17 protein-coding genes and 1 tRNA gene are annotated in these 17629 nt (G+C 46.8%); 3 read left to right on the top strand and 15 right to left on the bottom strand.

Going from position 1 to position 17629, the window contains the following annotated elements:
• Positions 1 to 55: 55 nt before the first annotated feature.
• Both GA693_RS03165 and csrA read left to right on the top strand, forming a co-directional pair.
• Positions 56 to 1336: an aspartate kinase gene (locus tag GA693_RS03165; protein WP_160232502.1), complete on the top strand. Its 1281-nt coding sequence runs from the start codon at positions 56 to 58 to the stop codon at positions 1334 to 1336.
• A 244-nt stretch (positions 1337 to 1580) separates the two neighbouring features.
• Entirely contained in the window at positions 1581 to 1835 is a 255-nt protein-coding gene (csrA, locus tag GA693_RS03160) for a carbon storage regulator CsrA (protein ID WP_016658388.1), read from the top strand.
• A gap of 93 nt (positions 1836 to 1928) precedes the next feature.
• Here the strand turns inward: csrA and rnhB are convergent, their stop codons facing one another.
• From rnhB to efp, 15 genes are all read right to left on the bottom strand, one after another.
• Positions 1929 to 2507: a ribonuclease HII gene (rnhB, locus tag GA693_RS03155; RefSeq protein WP_104500160.1), complete on the bottom strand. Its 579-nt coding sequence runs from the start codon at positions 2505 to 2507 to the stop codon at positions 1929 to 1931.
• A 61-nt stretch (positions 2508 to 2568) separates the two neighbouring features.
• Entirely contained in the window at positions 2569 to 2946 is a 378-nt protein-coding gene (locus GA693_RS03150) for a hypothetical protein (protein ID WP_160241451.1), read from the bottom strand.
• A 102-nt stretch (positions 2947 to 3048) separates the two neighbouring features.
• A complete protein-coding gene (locus GA693_RS03145; RefSeq protein ID WP_005176998.1) occupies positions 3049 to 4260 on the bottom strand; it encodes a glycosyltransferase family protein in 1212 nt (403 codons plus the stop codon).
• A gap of 13 nt (positions 4261 to 4273) precedes the next feature.
• Positions 4274 to 5032 (bottom strand): HAD-IIB family hydrolase, encoded by a 759-nt coding sequence (locus tag GA693_RS03140; RefSeq protein ID WP_160241452.1) that lies wholly within the window; start codon positions 5030 to 5032, stop codon positions 4274 to 4276.
• A gap of 145 nt (positions 5033 to 5177) precedes the next feature.
• Positions 5178 to 6176 carry an adenosine deaminase gene (locus tag GA693_RS03135; RefSeq protein ID WP_160241453.1) on the bottom strand — a complete coding sequence of 333 codons (999 nt, stop codon included), beginning with the start codon at positions 6174 to 6176 and terminating at the stop codon, positions 5178 to 5180.
• Positions 6177 to 6243: 67 nt separating this feature from the next.
• Positions 6244 to 7566 carry an NCS2 family permease gene (locus GA693_RS03130; RefSeq protein WP_005176982.1) on the bottom strand — a complete coding sequence of 441 codons (1323 nt, stop codon included), beginning with the start codon at positions 7564 to 7566 and terminating at the stop codon, positions 6244 to 6246.
• 344 nt (positions 7567 to 7910) lie between these two features.
• Positions 7911 to 8147 (bottom strand): hypothetical protein, encoded by a 237-nt coding sequence (locus GA693_RS03125; RefSeq protein ID WP_075166657.1) that lies wholly within the window; start codon positions 8145 to 8147, stop codon positions 7911 to 7913.
• 208 nt (positions 8148 to 8355) lie between these two features.
• The gene (locus GA693_RS03120) at positions 8356 to 8784 is read right to left on the bottom strand and encodes an I78 family peptidase inhibitor (RefSeq protein ID WP_005176977.1); all 429 of its coding nucleotides are present in this window, start codon (positions 8782 to 8784) and stop codon (positions 8356 to 8358) included.
• 208 nt (positions 8785 to 8992) lie between these two features.
• Positions 8993 to 9069: transfer RNA gene (locus GA693_RS03115), tRNA-Val, on the bottom strand.
• Positions 9070 to 9100: 31 nt separating this feature from the next.
• Positions 9101 to 11110, bottom strand: a complete 2010-nt coding sequence (locus GA693_RS03110) for a transglutaminase family protein (RefSeq protein WP_160241454.1) — start codon at positions 11108 to 11110, stop codon at positions 9101 to 9103.
• 2 nt (positions 11111 to 11112) lie between these two features.
• The gene (locus GA693_RS03105; RefSeq protein WP_005176842.1) at positions 11113 to 12024 is read right to left on the bottom strand and encodes a DUF58 domain-containing protein; all 912 of its coding nucleotides are present in this window, start codon (positions 12022 to 12024) and stop codon (positions 11113 to 11115) included.
• Between the two features lie 2 nt (positions 12025 to 12026).
• Positions 12027 to 12977, bottom strand: coding sequence for an AAA family ATPase (locus GA693_RS03100; RefSeq protein WP_005176839.1), 951 nt, complete (start codon positions 12975 to 12977; stop codon positions 12027 to 12029).
• A 97-nt stretch (positions 12978 to 13074) separates the two neighbouring features.
• Positions 13075 to 13374, bottom strand: coding sequence for a YbdD/YjiX family protein (locus GA693_RS03095; protein ID WP_005176838.1), 300 nt, complete (start codon positions 13372 to 13374; stop codon positions 13075 to 13077).
• Positions 13375 to 13385: 11 nt separating this feature from the next.
• Positions 13386 to 15485 carry a carbon starvation CstA family protein gene (locus tag GA693_RS03090; RefSeq protein ID WP_005176837.1) on the bottom strand — a complete coding sequence of 700 codons (2100 nt, stop codon included), beginning with the start codon at positions 15483 to 15485 and terminating at the stop codon, positions 13386 to 13388.
• A 172-nt stretch (positions 15486 to 15657) separates the two neighbouring features.
• Positions 15658 to 16227, bottom strand: coding sequence for an elongation factor P (efp, locus tag GA693_RS03085; RefSeq protein WP_005176835.1), 570 nt, complete (start codon positions 16225 to 16227; stop codon positions 15658 to 15660).
• 378 nt (positions 16228 to 16605) lie between these two features.
• Between efp and epmB the strand changes: the two genes are divergently transcribed.
• The gene (gene epmB / locus GA693_RS03080) at positions 16606 to 17622 is read left to right on the top strand and encodes an EF-P beta-lysylation protein EpmB (RefSeq protein WP_160241455.1); all 1017 of its coding nucleotides are present in this window, start codon (positions 16606 to 16608) and stop codon (positions 17620 to 17622) included.
• Positions 17623 to 17629: the final 7 nt, after the last annotated feature.

Raw genomic sequence — 17629 nt, 5'->3', positions numbered from 1 at the left:
CTTTTGTGTAACTGACCCTGGCGGCAATCAGGGTCATGGCTTATATGGAACAACTATGGCATTAATCGTTCAAAAATATGGCGGTACTTCTATGGGTACGCCCGAGCGCATTTTAAATGTTGCTCGTCGCGTAAAGCGCTGGCATGACCATGGCCACAAGGTGGTCGTTGTTGTATCAGCAATGAGTGGCGAAACCAATCGCCTGCTCGCTCTCGCGAAAGCCATTACCGACACCCCTGACCCACGTGAACTTGACCAGATGGTTTCTACGGGTGAGCAGGTAACGATTTCCATGTTAGCTATGGCGCTCAATTCTATTGGCGTAGAAGCTAAATCTCTAACCGGTCGCCAAGTCGGAATTAAAACTGACAGCGCGTTCACCAAAGCCCGTATTGAAGCGATTGACACCGATGTCATGACCGGTCATTTAGATGCCGGCCGTGTGATTGTGGTTGCAGGCTTCCAGGGTGTAGACGAGCAAGGCAATACCACAACTTTAGGCCGCGGTGGTTCAGATACAACCGGTGTTGCGTTAGCCGCAGCATTAAAAGCAGATGAATGCCAGATCTACACCGATGTTGATGGTGTATACACCACTGACCCGCGTGTTGCGCCAAAAGCAAAAAAAGTGGATCGTATTTCCTTTGAAGAAATGCTGGAAATGGCATCTTTAGGCTCAAAAGTCCTGCAAATCCGTTCTGTAGAATTTGCTGGCAAATATCAGGTGCCTTTACGCGTACTATCTAGCTTCGATAACGACAACGATGGTGCATTTGACGAAGAGTTTAAAAACAACGTCGGAACTCTTATTACTACTGAATTGGAAGACAACATGGAACAGCCAATTATCTCAGGTATCGCGTTTAACCGTGACGAAGCTAAACTGACTATTCTCGGTGTGCCAGATGAGCCAGGTATTGCCTCTAAAATCTTGGCCCCAATTGGCGCTGCCAATATTGAAGTGGATATGATTATCCAGAACGTTGAAGAAGATGGCACCACTGATTTCACCTTTACCGTAAATCGCGGTGAACTGGCCAAAGCCAAAGCGATTCTTGAAGCGACTGCACAGGAAATTGGTGCACGTGAAGTTGCAACCCGTGACGACATCGTGAAAGTGTCAATTGTCGGCGTGGGTATGCGTTCACATGCTGGCGTAGCGAGCAAAATGTTCACCGCACTTGCAGACGAAGGCATCAACATTCTGATGATCTCGACCTCTGAAATCAAAATTTCAGTGATTATTGAAGAAAACTATTTAGAGCTTGCAGTTCGTTCACTGCACACGGCGTTCGGTTTAGACCGCGAGTCAGGTGAATCAAGCCCGCGTGCTTAATCTGTAGTCAGCAATTATTGGAATTGTCAGACAATATTGCGAAAAACTACAAAAAATCAGAGCCACTATAGTATTTTTTATAGTGGCTCTGTTATATTGAAATAATGAGAATTAGAAATCTTAACAGAATTGTATCCGACAAGGTTTTGTCAGGGAGAGTTCTGATAAAATTTCGCTTGAAATATTTTGTGCTTTTCAAAACTTTCAAATCAATGCAGGTTTAGCATTTTGCAAGGAGATAAACATGCTGATTCTGACCCGACGTGTCGGAGAAACATTAATGATTGGGGATCAAGTCAGTGTTACTGTACTTGGTGTCAAAGGCAACCAGGTGCGTATTGGTGTGAATGCGCCAAAAGAAGTGTCTGTTCATCGTGAAGAAATTTATCAACGTATTCAACATGAACGTGCCATGCATGAGCATTTGCAACATCTCGATCAGGATTATCAGCCTTCTTATGAAGATGATAATTACCCACAAAATAACTTTAACCGTTAAGACTTAAAGTTATCTTGTTATAAAGCGGCTCTACGGCCGCTTTAAGTTTTTTTAGCGCTTCAAAATTAGCGCTTCAAAATTAGCGCTTCAAAATTATTGTTGCTCCAGCAAAGCCAGCGCTTTACGTACAGGTCCGAAACTACGGCGATGCTCTGTAGTCACGCCATGCAAAGCTATTGCTTCAAAATGCGCTTTGGTCGGATAGCCCTTATGTTTGGCAAAACCAAACTGTGGAAACTTCTGGTCCAGTTCCAGCATCTGCCGGTCACGGGTGACTTTGGCCAGAATACTGGCTGCGGAAATTTCGGCGTGCAAGGCATCTCCACCCACCACCGCTTCACACGGCATGTTTAGTCCTTGCGGAATTTTATTGCCATCGACCAGGACCTGATCGGGCTGGACCTGCAAGGCTTCAACCGCACGGCGCATAGCCAGCAATGAGGCCTGTAAAATATTCAGCTCGTCAATTTCAGCCGGACTGGCTTCAGCAATGGCCCAAGCCAAGGCTTTTTCCTGAATCTCAATGAATAACTTTTCACGTTTCTTTTCACTCAGTTTCTTGGAATCATTCAAGCCCGCAATCGGATTGTTCGGATCCAGAATGACTGCCGCAGCCACCACGGTTCCCACCAGAGGCCCGCGCCCTGCTTCATCTACACCAGCAATTTTCATCGACATTATTACCTTCAATAAAATAGGCTGAACCTGTCAGCCTATTTCTTTCATCTTGCGCTTATTGTACTGCTTCTTGCACACAAGCATGAATGGTTTTTGATACAACATTGCTCACAATGGTGACACGCGCTGCCGGGTCAATCGCTGCTGTCGCCAAGTCTACCGCAGTCACATTTTGTGGTGCTTTTTCGCTGACACAACCACAGATTTCAGTCTGGATATTTTGCTTTTGGGTGCTGGTCATGACTTTGGTGGCCGTTTGCCATGCCGGAATGTTGTTTAGCTCGGTGACACATTTGGCATTAATCGCAATTTTCAGTGCTGCGCCGCCCAATTGCTGGGTCGTTGTTGCCGCTGTAGGCTGAGTGGTGCCTGTAGATGCACATGCGCTTAACAGTAATGCCAGCGGTGCTAAAACATAAGCCAACTTTTTCATGTATTTTCCTTCAGTTTTGCGTCATTTTACCGGCCTATTTTAAGGGCTTTAGCGCGGATTCGGTTTATCTTTTTGACCGCAATGCACAAATAAATGGCAAATTTAAGCATTATCCAGGGCAACTGCCTGCTTCATATCCGCAAATACCGTTGGACAGGCCGATTGCACCCGGTTCCAGCTTGGAATAAAAGACTGCTGGTTCGGATAATTCATAAACTGCTCCCCTGCCTCGACAATACTCTGAGCAAATAATTCCACCACATTTTCTTCGCTGTGCCGGTCATAGTTCAGGCCATTGGTGGTGGCATCATAATAATAGTGATCAATCAGATCCAGCGCATTACGATAATAGGCCGCGCGGATAATCCGAATATTGTCCAGACTGACCTGCACCCCCAGCGCCGCCAGCTTACGGAAAAATGCCAGTGCGATATCCCGGCTCATCCGTTTTAGGCCGCCATCCCCATTGGCGGTGGTGACTTCCTGATGTTTATGTTCATAATCATCGGCAATATCGACCTGACAAATACGCTTGGTGGAATAGTTGCGGTAAATTTCCGACAGCACGCCAATTTCCAGCCCCCAATCGCCCGACACCTTCAGGTCACGTAACGCTTCGACATGAATTGCCATTTCCCCCGACAAGGGATAACGAAAGGCTGAAAGATAAAGCAGATAATCCAGCGGCCCGAAGACTTTTTTCAGCGCCTGCAATAAAGGTGACACCAGCAGACGTGATACCCGACCATTCATTTTCCGGTCAGCCACCCTCGCATAATAACCTTTAGAAAACTGGAAACTGAATTGTGGATGTACCATCGGATAAATCAGCCGGGCCAGCATGTCACGCTTATAGGTACGAATATCGCAATCGTGCATGGCCACCACCTGACTCTTGCCTTCGGCCATGGCATAACCGGCACAATACCAGACATTACGACCTTTGCCACGCTGCAAAGGCGCGACATTTAACTGATTTAACTGCTGATGCAGCTGCTGCAAACGTGGCCCATCATTCCATAAAATCACATGGTTCTGCGGCAATACCGAGAAAAATTCCCGCGCATGAGCAAACTGCTCCGCATTGGCCTGATCCAGACCGATAATAATCTGCTGGATATAATCGGCGCCTTTCAACTCTTCGACAATCTGGGTTAAGGCCGGATGTTCAAGCTCGGAATATAAGGAAGGTAAAATTAAGGTGACCGGTTTGGACTTGGTAAATTCGCGAAGTTCCTGTTCATATTCATGTAGATGGCGCTGTTTTAAATCATGTATTGTTGTAATCATGCCTTCTTGTGCAAAATCGACCATCATCCTCTCCAGTTTATTGTTGTAAAAAGTACTGTAATCCTTCTGCCCAACCCGCTGGTGCCTGCTGCCGGGTGAAGTACACAGAATCGTGTTCTAATGCCAATGCTGCTTTATACGGCCGTTTGACCACCACAGCATGCTGACAGGCTTTCAGCATATCGAGATCGTTTTCACTGTCCCCCAGCCCGATACATACCGTTTGTGCCGGATAAAACTGTTTCAGCCAGTTCACTGCCAGCGATTTATCACAGTCCCGGCTTAAAATATGGCTAAAGCGTCCACCATGAAGCATATGCAAATTACTGGCCAGATATTGCGACAATGTCGCTTCATCTTCGGCTCGGCTGTCCGGATTCCAGATAATGACTTCGCTATACGGACGCTCTAAAGCCCGTGCTGCATCGTCCAGCGCCAAACCGGTCAGCGCTGCAATCTGCGCGGCATCACAATCACTAAAGCATTGAAAATTTAAGCCATAGTCTGCTTTTAACTGCTGTAGTTGCACCGCAATGTCGGTACTGGATAAGGGACTTTGATAGTCATGCTGCGCATTAAAATAGATATATGCCCCATTTTCAGCCACAAAAGGCATGCCGCTTAAACCGAGCTGTTGCTGCAAATGGCGGATTTCCGCTGCGGTTTTACTGCTACATAAAATAACCGGAGAATCCGGAATTAAACGCTGGATCAGCTCTATGTTCTGCCCATAGCTGTAATTATCATGATTTAATAAAGTCCCATCTAAATCTGTAAAAATTATAAATTTTGGCATCTGTACTTATATTGGCTTTATCTGTGTAGAATCCTATAAGATTCTTAGCCTAATATTGGTTTAACTTACTTTTTTATAACAAGAAAGTAACAGGCCTACATGAAGTAGGCCTATTTTTTTCATCATTTTATGAAGCTAGATGCGCTTATAGCGCCTGGATTTTTTCAATCCAAGCCTGTTTCTGCGCTGCTGGCAGGAACGAGGCTTCAAAGGAGTTAATCGCCAGTTGCTTTAGCTCATCTGCACTTAAATCTAACGCTTCGGTAATGGCAATAAAGTTGTCATTCATATAGCCGCCGAAATAAGACGGATCATCCGAGTTAACCGTCACCTTCACGCCCTGCTGTAACAAACGGCGGATATTGTGCTGCCGCATATCCTGCACCACGCACAGTTTTAAATTACTGAGCGGGCACACCGTAAGCGGCATTTCATCCTGAATCAGACGCTGCATCAGTGCCGGATCTTCTTCAGAACGCACGCCGTGGTCAATACGATTCACTTTCAGCAAGTCCAGTGCTTCCCAGATATATTCTGGTGGACCTTCTTCACCGGCATGCGCCACCACCAAGAAACCGTATTCACGGGCTTTGGCAAAAACGCGGGCAAATTTAGCAGGCGGATGCCCCACTTCGCTGGAATCCAGACCGACTGCAATAATCTGTTCTTTATACGGCAGTGCCTGTTCCAGCGTTACAAATGCTGCTTCTTCGCTAAGATGACGCAAGAAACACATGATTAAACGGGAACTGATGCCCAGTTTGCTTTGTGCATCATCACAGGCACGTTGCAAACCGTTAATTACTGTCGCAAAGGCAATACCGCGGTCAGTATGGGTTTGCGGATCGAAGAACATTTCGGTATGTACCACCTGATCTTCTGCACACTTTTCAAAATAGGCCCAGGCCAGATCATAAAAGTCCTGCTCATGTACCAGCACATTGGCGCCGGCATAATAGATGTCTAAAAATGACTGCAGGTTATGAAAGTTATAGGCTTCTTTGACTTCCTCGACCGACTGATATGGAATGGCAATATTATTACGCTGCGCAATGGCAAACATCAGTTCCGGCTCAAACGTCCCTTCAATATGGACATGCAACTCTGCCTTGGGTAAGGCGCGAATCAGCTCAAGTTGATTCATCTCTCATCCTCATGAAAATAAAAAAGGGTGCAAACCGAGTTTACACCCTCAAAATGGTTGCTGGGGATTAACCGCCAAATAACGCGAATTTTAATGCCCACAATACTGCAATAATCCACACCATATATGGCACAGATGAGGCTTTACCGGTCAACAGCTTGATCAACGCATAGCTAATAAAGCCCATGGCAATACCGTCTGCAATCGAGTAGGTAAATGGCATAAATACGATGGTCAGGAAGGCTGGAACCGCTTCAGTAATATCTTCCCAGTCAATATGTACAATACCCTGAATCATCAGCACACCCACAAATAACAAGGCAGGTGCAGTAGCAAAGCCCGGTACCGATTGGGCCAGTGGCGCGAGGAATAAACACAGTACAAACAGCACCGCCACCACTACCGCAGTCAGACCGGTACGCCCGCCCGCAGCAACACCGGCAGACGATTCAATATACGGTGTGGTTGAAGAGGTACCCAGTGCTGCACCCGCTACAATGGCAGATGAGTCGGCAAATAAGGCTTTTTTCAAACGTGGTAATTTACCATCTTTGAGCAGGCCCGCACGATGTGAAACACCGACCAGGGTACCGGTGGAGTCAAACAGATCGACCAGGAAGAAGACGAAAATCACCCCGATCAGGCTGGCAGTAAACAGACCTTCAAAGTCCATTTGCATGAACGTTGGCGCGATAGACGGGATTTCACCGACCACACCTTTAAATTCGCTTAAGCCCAAAGCCGTAGAAATAGCCGTTAATACCAGAATACTGATGATAATTGCACCACGCACCTTGAATTGGTGCATCACCACAATCATCAGGAAGCCAAATAAGGCCAACAGCACTGAAGGCTGTTTCAAGTCACCCAGACCCACCAAAGTCGCCGGGTTATCGACAATAATGCCTGCGTTTTTTAGTGCAATTAAGGCCAGGAATAAACCAATCCCGCCGCCAATGGCCAGTTTCAGGGACATTGGAATGGCATTGACAATGGCTTCACGAATTTTGAACATGCTGATGGCAATAAACACCAGACCGGATACAAACACCGCAGCCAGCGCAGTTTGCCAAGGCACACCCATGCCCAGACAAACCGAATAGGTGAAATAGGCATTCAGGCCCATACCCGGTGCCAGCGCAATCGGATAGTTGGCAATCAGTCCCATCACCAGACAGCCAATTGCGGCTGCCAGACAGGTTGCAACAAAGACAGCCCCGTGATCCATCCCGGTTTCGGATAAAATCATTGGATTGACAATAATGATGTAACACATAGTTAAGAATGTGGTTACACCGGCAAGAACCTCAGTACGAAAACTGGTCTTGTTTTCGCTTAACTTAAATAAGCGCTCAAGCACATTTTCTGAAGATGGATTAGGAGTCGTCATGACCTCGCCCTTGTAAATAAACTTAAATACCCAACAGTGATGCGAAAGTACGGAGAAAATTCATCCCTACCCCTAGCATTGCCAAGCAACGGATATGCCAAAAGTTACACGCACAGGATAAGTCTATTTAGCCATTATGCTTTGAGCCCTTAACAGCTCAAATCAGATAAATTCTAAACAAAAAAGCCGCATAACTTTATGCAGCTTTACTTACCATAATTAAATCAACTATTTAAAAAATAAATACGCTAATTTAATTGTCTAATGGGTAAATTATATCACACTGATTTTTCATTGTTTCTAAAATTTATCTTTAATTTTCATTCAGAGCATTTCATGCTGAATTAGAATTTTTGGCCTAAACTTCCAGCCCGCTCAATAGAGGGTTCGATCTGTCGCATGTGATCATCCAGCGATGAACGATGTGAAGCCCGATCTTGTTCAATCAGATGCAGAGAGTCGCGTGCCTCCTGCACAATATTCTGCATTTCTTGTTGTCTGCGGTGTTGTTCCTGCTGAAACACCCAGACCATTAACAGGACAACCATGACAATAAAGGTCACGATCAGGATTTGCCTCATGTTCTTTACTATTATTAAACAAATTTAATTTATACTAACAGAAAAATAAACAATATGTGAACCATGTCACAACTTTCAGTTTGTGTATTAATCAAATTTTAACAATTCAAGCATTCAATTGGCCTTTAACTCACTCCTACCCTCACCTATTGAAATTTCAATTTCCTGACACCCATAAAAAAGTCCGCACTGGGCGGACTGTTTAGCCTTAACCGCAGGATGCTTGCACAATTTTATTACTGTTCGGATCAATGGTTACTGTGACTCGGTCAGCGCGATAATCCATGGTGACCGGCTGGCCAGGATGGACGCTGCGAACAATTTTGGCCTGGGTCCGCTGCTTGATTTCGCTCTGTGGCAAACTGCCCGATTGCCCAATCAGTTTTTTGGCTTCTTCTGCCACACACTGGCCTGGCTGCTGACGGAACAGCGCCCATTCTTCAACGATACTGCCATCTGGCAAATGGCAATAGCCCACCTGACCACTGTGTTCGTCTTTAATTTCCAGTCGGCCGCCCTGTTCAATACAATATTGACTGGCCGGATTGGCAAGTCCTACCTGTGCTGGGGGTTGCTGTACGGTGCTACAGGCCATAAGCGAGGCTGCAAGCGCAGCAAAAAGAACAATATTTTTCATGGGCAGTATTCTTGTATAAAAAATATTAGCCTAGCAAATTTTACTGGACCTGCTGTGTCTTTTTGCAAAAGAGGGAGAAAGCTTCTTGTTAGTCTTGATGAGGGACAGCTTTGACTTATATAGAGCTATTACTGATAAATTGGTGGATGGAGAAATTACAGAGATAAAAAAAGGCTTATAAGTGTTTCACTTATAAGCCTTTAAAATTTGGTAGGCATATCCAGACTCGAACTGGAGACCTCTACGATGTCAACGTAGCGCTCTAACCAACTGAGCTATACGCCTATATGTGACGCATCATATTCACTTTTAAATTTTATGACAAGCCTTTTCTATGATTTTTCAATGCAGATGCACAAGAATTCAGCAATGCTTTGAATTTTTTCAAATCTGCCTCAGAAACCTGCTCAGATGCATACTGCATCTGCTCATATAACTGCACGGTCTGCTTAAACACATGATGCTGCTGTGACTCAGCCTGAGCCGCCAAACGAGACATCCACATGTTAAACGTTTCAGCAGGCTTTTTCTGTAATTCAGGCGGTAACGGCTTCGAAAACGTCTGCAACAGCTGGGCAAGTTTTGGCTGCCGGCGAAGATGCTGATAATACAACCAGGCCATATATAGCCCCAGCAGACCTAAAATGGTCAGTATCAGCATCAGGATATTGGCATAGCTGGAATGTAGCCCCAGTTTGGCCAGCCAGCCCCGCTGCGACTCGGCATTATAGCCCACCACCTTGCTTTGCCATTGATAGCTGGCATAGTCGCTCCAGATACGCAGTTTATTCATTAAATGATAATGCCGATAAGTCCAGCCACTGCCGCGCTCGCCCAATACCGCCTGATCTTCCGCAATCAGGTTTTGCATGCCCTGCTCAACCCGCTGCGGACTAATCATTGCTGTGGGGTCAAAACGCTGCCATTTGCCGTTTAACAGCACTTCGGTCCAGGCATGCGCATCTAACTGGCGTACTTCCCAACTTTTACCATCTGGGGCCAGCTCTCCACCCTGATAACCGGTGACCACCCGCGCCGAAATTCCGACATAACGCATCAGCATCACAAAACTGGAAGCATAATGTTCACAAAAGCCCTGACGTGACTGAAACAGGAACTCATCAACACGATGTTGCCCTAATCGCCCCGGGGTTAAGGTATATACAAAGCCATTTCCCCGATACCAGCGCAGCACCTGCTGCACATAACGCTCCGGATCTTGTCCGCTGTGCAAAAATAAACGCTGGGCCAGTTGCTGGGCCTGCAAGTCCTGCTGTACCGGAAATTGAGTATTGATGCGTAAATTCAAGTGAGCATTACTCACGGTCTGGGTCTGGATATCGCCAATCCAGCGCAACGGAATCGGCTCGATCCGCTGGGTTAAACGCCGCGGTACAATGCCCCAATCCTGCTGGCTATAATAACGGCGCTCCAACGGAACCGATTTCTCTAGCCCCATCACCCAACGCACGCCCGGGTCAGCCGCCAGATATTGATAATCAAAACTACGCGCATGTACCGGCTGCAATACATCGCTACGCATTAAAGGCTGCTGGTTAACAAAGCTGCTACGCCAGCGCTGGCCATCATATTCATCCAGCACCATCGCCCGCCAATACAGTTCATGTCGTGGTGGCAGTTGCTGCACATTACCAACAATTCGAAATGCCAGCGCGCTGGATTGTGATAGCTCGGCAATATCGCCCGGTGACATGCTGTCACTAATTCCGGTAATACCTTTATTTTCCGGAATTGGAATATGCCACAGCGGTGGCAGCCGCGGGAAAAACATAAACAGCAAGACAAAAAATGGCAGCGCATACAGCACAAAACGTCCCACATGGCGGGCATCGCGCTTTAAGGCCTGTACAGCCGAAGCCTGATATTCAAATTCGCTGGTTTGCAGGCGATACAGCCCGATCAGACAGCTGAGCAGGCTTAAAATGACCATAAAGGCCATCCAGATTGACTGGCTAAACAAAAAGGAACTGGCACTGACAAATAGCGCGAAATTGAACAGGATAATCACATCGCGCCGGGTTCGGGTTTCGAGGGCCTTGGCAAATAAAAAGGTTGATAACACCGCCACGCCGGCCTCTACCCCAATAAAGGCGCGGTACTGTAAATAAATACTCAGCAGCGCCAGCGCAATCAGGCTAAAGGTCCAGTATTTGGCAATCGGCTGACGCCCGGGCTGCAGACTGAAATACAGACTAATCAGGATGATGATAAAAATTATACTGAGCAGCACAGGCAGATAGATCAGCTGTGCCAGTAACAGCAGGCCCAGGCTTGAGAGAATCGAAATACGGATACTGGAATTCATCTTTATGCCTGCGCCAACAGTTGTTTGGCGAGCAGCAATTGCTGCTCGCCACAGGCGGCCGGTAATTCTACCTGCGGTAAATACAGGGCATAGGCACATTGCTGCTGTTCACACTGCTCGACTAGGCCCATCATTAGGCTGAGTTTTTCTTCATGCGATGTGCTGGGCATCTGCGCATAGTCAATTTCAAGCTGCTGCTGATTCTGATATTGCTCAAAGACCTTGACGTATAAACCCTGGCCACGCGCCACCTGTTTCCAGGACACCGCCTGCAAGGAATCTCCGAGCTGATAACTGCGCAGCTCCCGAAATTCATCTAAATCCGGTTCTTCATTGTGCCGGTTGTGTTTATTTTCAGTGGTGTGCTGCGCCGCTTTCGGTGCAATCCAGGCAAAGTCATTGAAATACAGATAGGTCCAGGCACGTACCAGACCAAAGGGATAAACCGAATATAACTGGATGGCCGGATAATGAAACTTGCCGCGCTGGGCAGTATAAAAAGCTAAGCTATACTGCTGTTTGGCTTCACTCAGCGCCAGTTTATGTAATTGCTGATCAACCTGAATCCATAGATAACGCAGCTGTGGCGTATCCTGCTGAAAAAACAGGTGCAGCTGGACATTTTCCCCGGCCTGCCCGACCTGCTGTGCCACCACCTCAAGCTGCAAGCCATGCAGCTGCTTAAAGGTCAAATAAAAACTGATACATAAAATCGCGCTAATTAAAAAGCAGAAGCCCAGAATCAGGTTATTGGCATAGTTAATACCGGCCACAAAGGTAATCAGGATAAGCACAAGATATAAGTAACCCTGCTGATAAATAAATACCAGCACATCTTTTTGCGTGAGGCGTTTTTTCTGCTGGAATTGAAAGCGTTTCTCCAGCCAGTGCTGCCAAAAATTCTGCCCGAGCATACTTAGCTGACCTGCACCTGTTGCAGCAGCTGCTGGGTTTCACCCTCACTTAAACCAATACGATGTGCCACCACCGCCACAAAAACCGCTTGTACATCATCCGGAGTGACAAAACTGCGCTGTTCAATTAACGCATGTGCCTGGGCGGCTTTTTTCAGGGCCAGTACTCCGCGCGTCGATAGTCCATGCCGGTTTTTACGGCTGGCTTCGGCCAGATCCAGAATATAATCCTGCACGGCGTCACTGACATATAGCCGATGCACCTGCTGTTGTAATTCCAGGATTTCATCTTCACTAAACACATGCTGCAAACTGGCAATCAGGCTCTGCCGGGAAGATTGCTGCAGCAATAGTTTTTCTGCATAACGCGATGGATAGCCCAGTGATAAACGCATTAAAAAGCGATCCAGTTGTGATTCAGGCAATGCATAGGTTCCGCTTTGAAACAGCGGATTCTGGGTAGCAATGACCCAAAATGGTTGCGGCAGTTCGTAACGCACGCCATCGACCGTGACGTTGCCCTCTTCCATTGCTTCCAGCAAGGCACTCTGGGTTTTCGGGCTACAGCGGTTAATTTCATCGGCCAATAAAATCTGGGTAAAAATCGGGCCCTGCTTAAACTCAAACTGATGTTCTTTCTGATTAAACATGTTCACCCCAATTACATCACTGGCCAGCATGTCATTGGTAAACTGAATCCGCTGAAATTTCAGTCCGGCCAAATGCGCCAGACTGCTGGATAAGGTAGTTTTGCCTAGACCGGGTAAATCTTCAAACAGCACATGGCCGCCGGCCAGTAAACAGACCAGTGCCAGTTTGGTCTGCTGCTGTTTATCCAGAACAATCTGATTAACCTGTTCAAGGAACTGCTGGATTTTGGGTGCATAGCGCTGCAGCTCGCTCTGGAGCTGCGCCTGATCGTGTACTGGTTCCGATTTCTTATCCTGTTTCATGCCCCAAATCACCTTCATTCCCCAAATAAAAACGGTGTATGCCCTAACATACACCGTTTTGTTTTTTTTCTAAAGAAATCAGATGATTTCTAGATTTTTAACACGGACACTTCTTCAGGTTTCCGGAAGATGGATAACGTGAATCGACACAGTGCCGGTAAAAGGTTTTGGCATCCATCGCTTCCAGATCCGGATGATGCTGCCGCATATGCTCCAGATAAGTCTGATAGTCAGGCACCCCCACCATCAGCCGGAAACTTTGCTGCAGGCGCTGCCACAATGTGGCAATCCGCGACCAGTTTTTAGGATTCAGGATTAAATCCTTCTGCGACATCACGGTCATTTTGATGATTTTATAAATCACCGTTTTACCCGCTCGAGCAAATTTCAGATTCATCTTCTCGCTCCTTAATGGCCTTTGGCCGGCTGAATATCTTCAGGATCGCGGTAAATTGCTTCTGCTTCATGCACGGTTGGTTCCGGATTGGCCAAGGCACGGCGAATCACCCCAATCGCAGCAAACAGCATCACAAACGCCACAATCATAAAGAAGCCACACAATGCCGCATTAATCTGGTTCGACATTGCCACAGTCTGCATTTCCGCAATACTTTTGGCTGGTGCCAGAATTTCATTATTGGCAATGGCGGTATTGAAACGCTCTGCCTGTGCTAGGAAGCCGATCTTCGGATTTTCGTGGAAAATCTTCTGCCAGCCAGCAGTCATCGAGGTGATAAACAGGAACACGGTCGGGATGATGGTCACCCAGACATATTTCTGTTTCTTCATCTTGAACAGGATGACAGTACCAAGAATGAGCGCCATCGCAGCCAGAATCTGGTTACCAATACCAAACAGTGGCCACAAGCTGTTAATCCCGCCAAGTGGATCGACCACGCCCTGATAGACGAAGAAGCCCCAACCTGCCACCGCAACTGCTGTCCCCAGCAAGTTACCAAAGAAGTTGTGAGATTTTTTCACCGCAGGAATCACAATACCTACGGTATCCTGAACCATAAAACGGCAGGCACGGGTACCAGCATCCACCGCTGTCAGAATGAACAGCGCTTCAAACAGAATGGCAAAGTGATACCAGAACGCCATCATTTCGCGGCTATTGAAAATCTCGGTGATGATATGAGCCATACCAATTGCGAAGGTTGGCGCACCACCAGTACGGGACAGAATCGAGTTTTCACCGACTTCCTGGGCCAGCAAGGTCAAGGCTTCAGGCGTGACCACAAAACCAAGGTTACGCACAGCTTCTGCTGCCGTATCTACCGACGTACCCAGTAAAGCCGCTGGCGAGTTAATCGCGAAATACACACCCGGATCAAGCACCGCGGCACAGATCAGTGCCATAATCGCCACGAAAGACTCCATCAACATGCCGCCATAACCAATCATACGGATATCGCGTTCGTTGTTGACCAGTTTTGGCGTGGTTCCCGAAGACACCAAGGCGTGGAAACCGGAAATCGCACCACAGGCAATGGTAATAAACAGGAAGGGGAACAGCGAACCGGCAAATACCGGACCAGTCCCATCAACAAACTTGGTGACCGCTGGCAGTTTCATTTCCGGCATGGCAAATAAAATACCAATCGCCAGACCTGCAATGACACCAATTTTCAAGAAAGTTGACAGATAATCACGCGGTGCCAATAACAGCCACACCGGTAAAACCGACGCAATAAAACCGTAAATGATCAATGCCCAGGTCAGCTCAGTCCCTGACAAGGTAAAGAACGGTCCCCAGTACGGATGCTGCGCAATGTTTTCACCGTAGATGATGCCAAGCATCATCAGCACAAAACCGATAATCGACACTTCTGCAATTTTACCCGGACGGATAAAACGCATGTAAATGCCCATAAAAATGGCAATCGGAATGGTGGCGGCAATACTGAATACACCCCAAGGACTGTTGGTCAGGGCTTTCACCACCACCAGCGCCAGTACCGCCAGGATGATAATCATCACCCCAAGTGCACCCAGCATCACGATAATACCGGCAAAGCTGCCCAGTTCCTGCTTGGCCATTTCACCCAGTGAGCGGCCGTCACGACGGGTCGAAATAAACAGCACCAGGAAATCCTGTACCGCACCGGCCAGCACTACCCCGACCAATAGCCAGATGGTGCCCGGTAAATAACCCATTTGCGCTGCCAGAATAGGACCAACCAGCGGTCCGGCACCGGCAATCGCGGCAAAGTGATGGCCGAACAGGACACTTTTATTGGTCGGCACATAATCTAAACCGTCGGCCAGCCGATGCGCGGGAGTTAAACGCCTGGCATTGAGCTCAAAGACTTTATTGGCAATAAATAAACTGTAGAAGCGGTAAGCAATGCTATAGACACAGGCGGCGGCAAGGACCAGCCAGACTGCGTTTACATGCTCACCACGGCTGAGCGCCAGAATCCCGAAAGACACTGCACCCACAATAGCGACGAGCAGCCAGATAATTTTCGAAGTTAGGCTCGACTTCGTTGGTAATGTTTCCATTCAATCCCTCATATTTTCGATGCATTTAAATCAGCTTGATTGTTGTTGTTCGAGGTACTGCTGTTTTCCTTTGCGACTTTACGCCTGTTATTTTTCTATGCCTCTAAGACTTTGGCATAAAAAAAGGGATGATTGATCATCATCCCTTCGATAATAGTATATTTTTACACCATTATGCACGTTCTAAATATTCACCAGTACGGGTATCTACACGAACGCTTTCTTCTTGCTGAACGAATAATGGAACACGTACCACAGCACCTGTTTCAAGTTTCGCTGGCTTACCGCCACCGCCAGAAGTATCACCACGAACACCTGGATCAGTTTCAACAATTTTTAATACCACGAAGTTCGGAGCGCTAACGTTTAAAGGCACGCCGTTGAACAACATAATGGTACATTTTTCATTAGAATCGTCTTTTAACCATTTTGCAGCATCGCCCATAGCTGTTTTATCAGCTGCGATCTGTTCAAATGTTACAGGATCCATGAAGTTCCACAGTTCGCCGTCGTTGTACAAGTAGTCCATTTCTACTTCTACAATGTCAGCAGCTTCTAGTGAATCACCAGATTTGAAAGTTTTTTCTAATACTTTACCTGTTTTAAGGTTACGTAATTTCACACGGTTGAAGGCCTGACCTTTACCTGGTTTTACGTATTCGTTTTCCATGATTGAACATGGGTTACCATCAAGCATAACCTTAAGGCCTGACTTGAATTCATTCGTAGAATAATTGGCCATGACTGGCACACTCCAAACTTACTAACTTTAAGCTATCGATGCTACGGGCTGTTGCGATGTCATTTAGCAAGTCTGACACGAACATTAGTTGCCACATGCACATTCATTTTATGTGACGTATTCTAAATGACCAATATGCCTTGCCGCAATGAAAAATTCTTGTTTAACCGGCCGCTGCTGCCTAAGTTACAAGCAGATATCCATCTACCGGCTTTATTCCCAACTGGCAGATGCTTAAAATCAGTGCAGCTCGTTCTGGACTCCGCCTGGCCCGGATGTCCTGATTTTTCGCACACAAAGCACATTCCCAGCGCCTGCAAACTGTTAAACTAGCACGATTAGGCCTTGCCCTCCCACTTCCATGATTCTTTTTCCGGCATGACAAACTATTTGTATCAACAGCAAAACTGGCAATCACAGCTCAGTGATTTAATTACCGATCCTCAGGAGTTGCTGAATCTTCTGCAACTGTCGCCTGAACAGTTACTCTCCGGCGCAATTCTGGCATCTGAACAGTTTAAATTACGTGTGCCGCGTGCATTCGTCAGAAAAATGAAAGTCGCCGATCCCTTTGATCCGCTGCTGTTACAGGTCTTGCCACATCATCTGGAATTGGAAGATCATCCTGAATTTGTCACCGATCCCTTAGGTGAAGAACAGGCCAACCAGCAACCGGGTGTCCTGCACAAATATAAGTCGCGTTTTCTACTGACCCTGACCGGGGCTTGTGCAGTACATTGCCGCTACTGTTTCCGCCGCCATTTTCCCTATCAGGACAACCTGCCTAAAAATGAAGATTGGCTAAACATCAAACAATATATTGAATCTCAGCCCGACATTAACGAAGTGATTTTAAGTGGCGGTGATCCATTAACGTTAACCAATCGACGTTTACAGAGCTGGATCGAACGTCTGGAATCGCTGCCACAGATTAAATTTTTGAGAATTCATTCACGCGTTCCGATTGTAATCCCCAACCGTGTCGATGAAGCGCTGATTTCCATATTAAAAAACAGTAGGCTACGGATTATTCTGGTGGTACACTCAAATCATGCATCAGAATTGGATGACTTCACTTGCCGTACATTAAATACACTGGTGAAACATCAAATTACCGTCCTGAATCAGGCAGTTTTACTTCGTGGGGTGAATGATTCTGCTCAGGTTCTGGTCGATTTAAGTTATCGCCTGTTCGATGCTGGGGTGATGCCGTATTACTTGCATGTATTAGATAAAGTGAAAGGTGCACATCATTTCGATCTGATGCCACAGGACATCGATCTTATTTATAAAGAGGTTTTAGCGAACTTGCCGGGTTATCTGGTTCCTAAACTCGTTAGGGAAATTGCGGGCGAAAAGAATAAAACACCGCTTTTTGGGGTTTCAACTGCTTGAATTTGAG

Origin of the sequence: Acinetobacter indicus (assembly GCF_009914475.1) — a bacterium.
GTDB lineage: Bacteria > Pseudomonadota > Gammaproteobacteria > Pseudomonadales > Moraxellaceae > Acinetobacter > Acinetobacter indicus.
This window is presented reverse-complemented; position numbering and strand designations above follow the sequence as displayed.

Coding starts and splice junctions, on each gene's coding strand:
- GA693_RS03165 (WP_160232502.1), top strand. CDS start 56: ATGGCATTAATCGTTCAAAAATATGGCGGTACTTCTATGGGTACGCCC.
- csrA (WP_016658388.1), top strand. CDS start 1,581: ATGCTGATTCTGACCCGACGTGTCGGAGAAACATTAATGATTGGGGAT.
- rnhB (WP_104500160.1), bottom strand. CDS start 2,507: ATGAAAATTGCTGGTGTAGATGAAGCAGGGCGCGGGCCTCTGGTGGGA.
- GA693_RS03150 (WP_160241451.1), bottom strand. CDS start 2,946: ATGAAAAAGTTGGCTTATGTTTTAGCACCGCTGGCATTACTGTTAAGC.
- GA693_RS03145 (WP_005176998.1), bottom strand. CDS start 4,260: ATGGTCGATTTTGCACAAGAAGGCATGATTACAACAATACATGATTTA.
- GA693_RS03140 (WP_160241452.1), bottom strand. CDS start 5,032: ATGCCAAAATTTATAATTTTTACAGATTTAGATGGGACTTTATTAAAT.
- GA693_RS03135 (WP_160241453.1), bottom strand. CDS start 6,176: ATGAATCAACTTGAGCTGATTCGCGCCTTACCCAAGGCAGAGTTGCAT.
- GA693_RS03130 (WP_005176982.1), bottom strand. CDS start 7,566: ATGACGACTCCTAATCCATCTTCAGAAAATGTGCTTGAGCGCTTATTT.
- GA693_RS03125 (WP_075166657.1), bottom strand. CDS start 8,147: ATGAGGCAAATCCTGATCGTGACCTTTATTGTCATGGTTGTCCTGTTA.
- GA693_RS03120 (WP_005176977.1), bottom strand. CDS start 8,784: ATGAAAAATATTGTTCTTTTTGCTGCGCTTGCAGCCTCGCTTATGGCC.
- GA693_RS03110 (WP_160241454.1), bottom strand. CDS start 11,110: ATGAATTCCAGTATCCGTATTTCGATTCTCTCAAGCCTGGGCCTGCTG.
- GA693_RS03105 (WP_005176842.1), bottom strand. CDS start 12,024: ATGCTCGGGCAGAATTTTTGGCAGCACTGGCTGGAGAAACGCTTTCAA.
- GA693_RS03100 (WP_005176839.1), bottom strand. CDS start 12,977: ATGAAACAGGATAAGAAATCGGAACCAGTACACGATCAGGCGCAGCTC.
- GA693_RS03095 (WP_005176838.1), bottom strand. CDS start 13,374: ATGAATCTGAAATTTGCTCGAGCGGGTAAAACGGTGATTTATAAAATC.
- GA693_RS03090 (WP_005176837.1), bottom strand. CDS start 15,485: ATGGAAACATTACCAACGAAGTCGAGCCTAACTTCGAAAATTATCTGG.
- efp (WP_005176835.1), bottom strand. CDS start 16,227: ATGGCCAATTATTCTACGAATGAATTCAAGTCAGGCCTTAAGGTTATG.
- epmB (WP_160241455.1), top strand. CDS start 16,606: ATGACAAACTATTTGTATCAACAGCAAAACTGGCAATCACAGCTCAGT.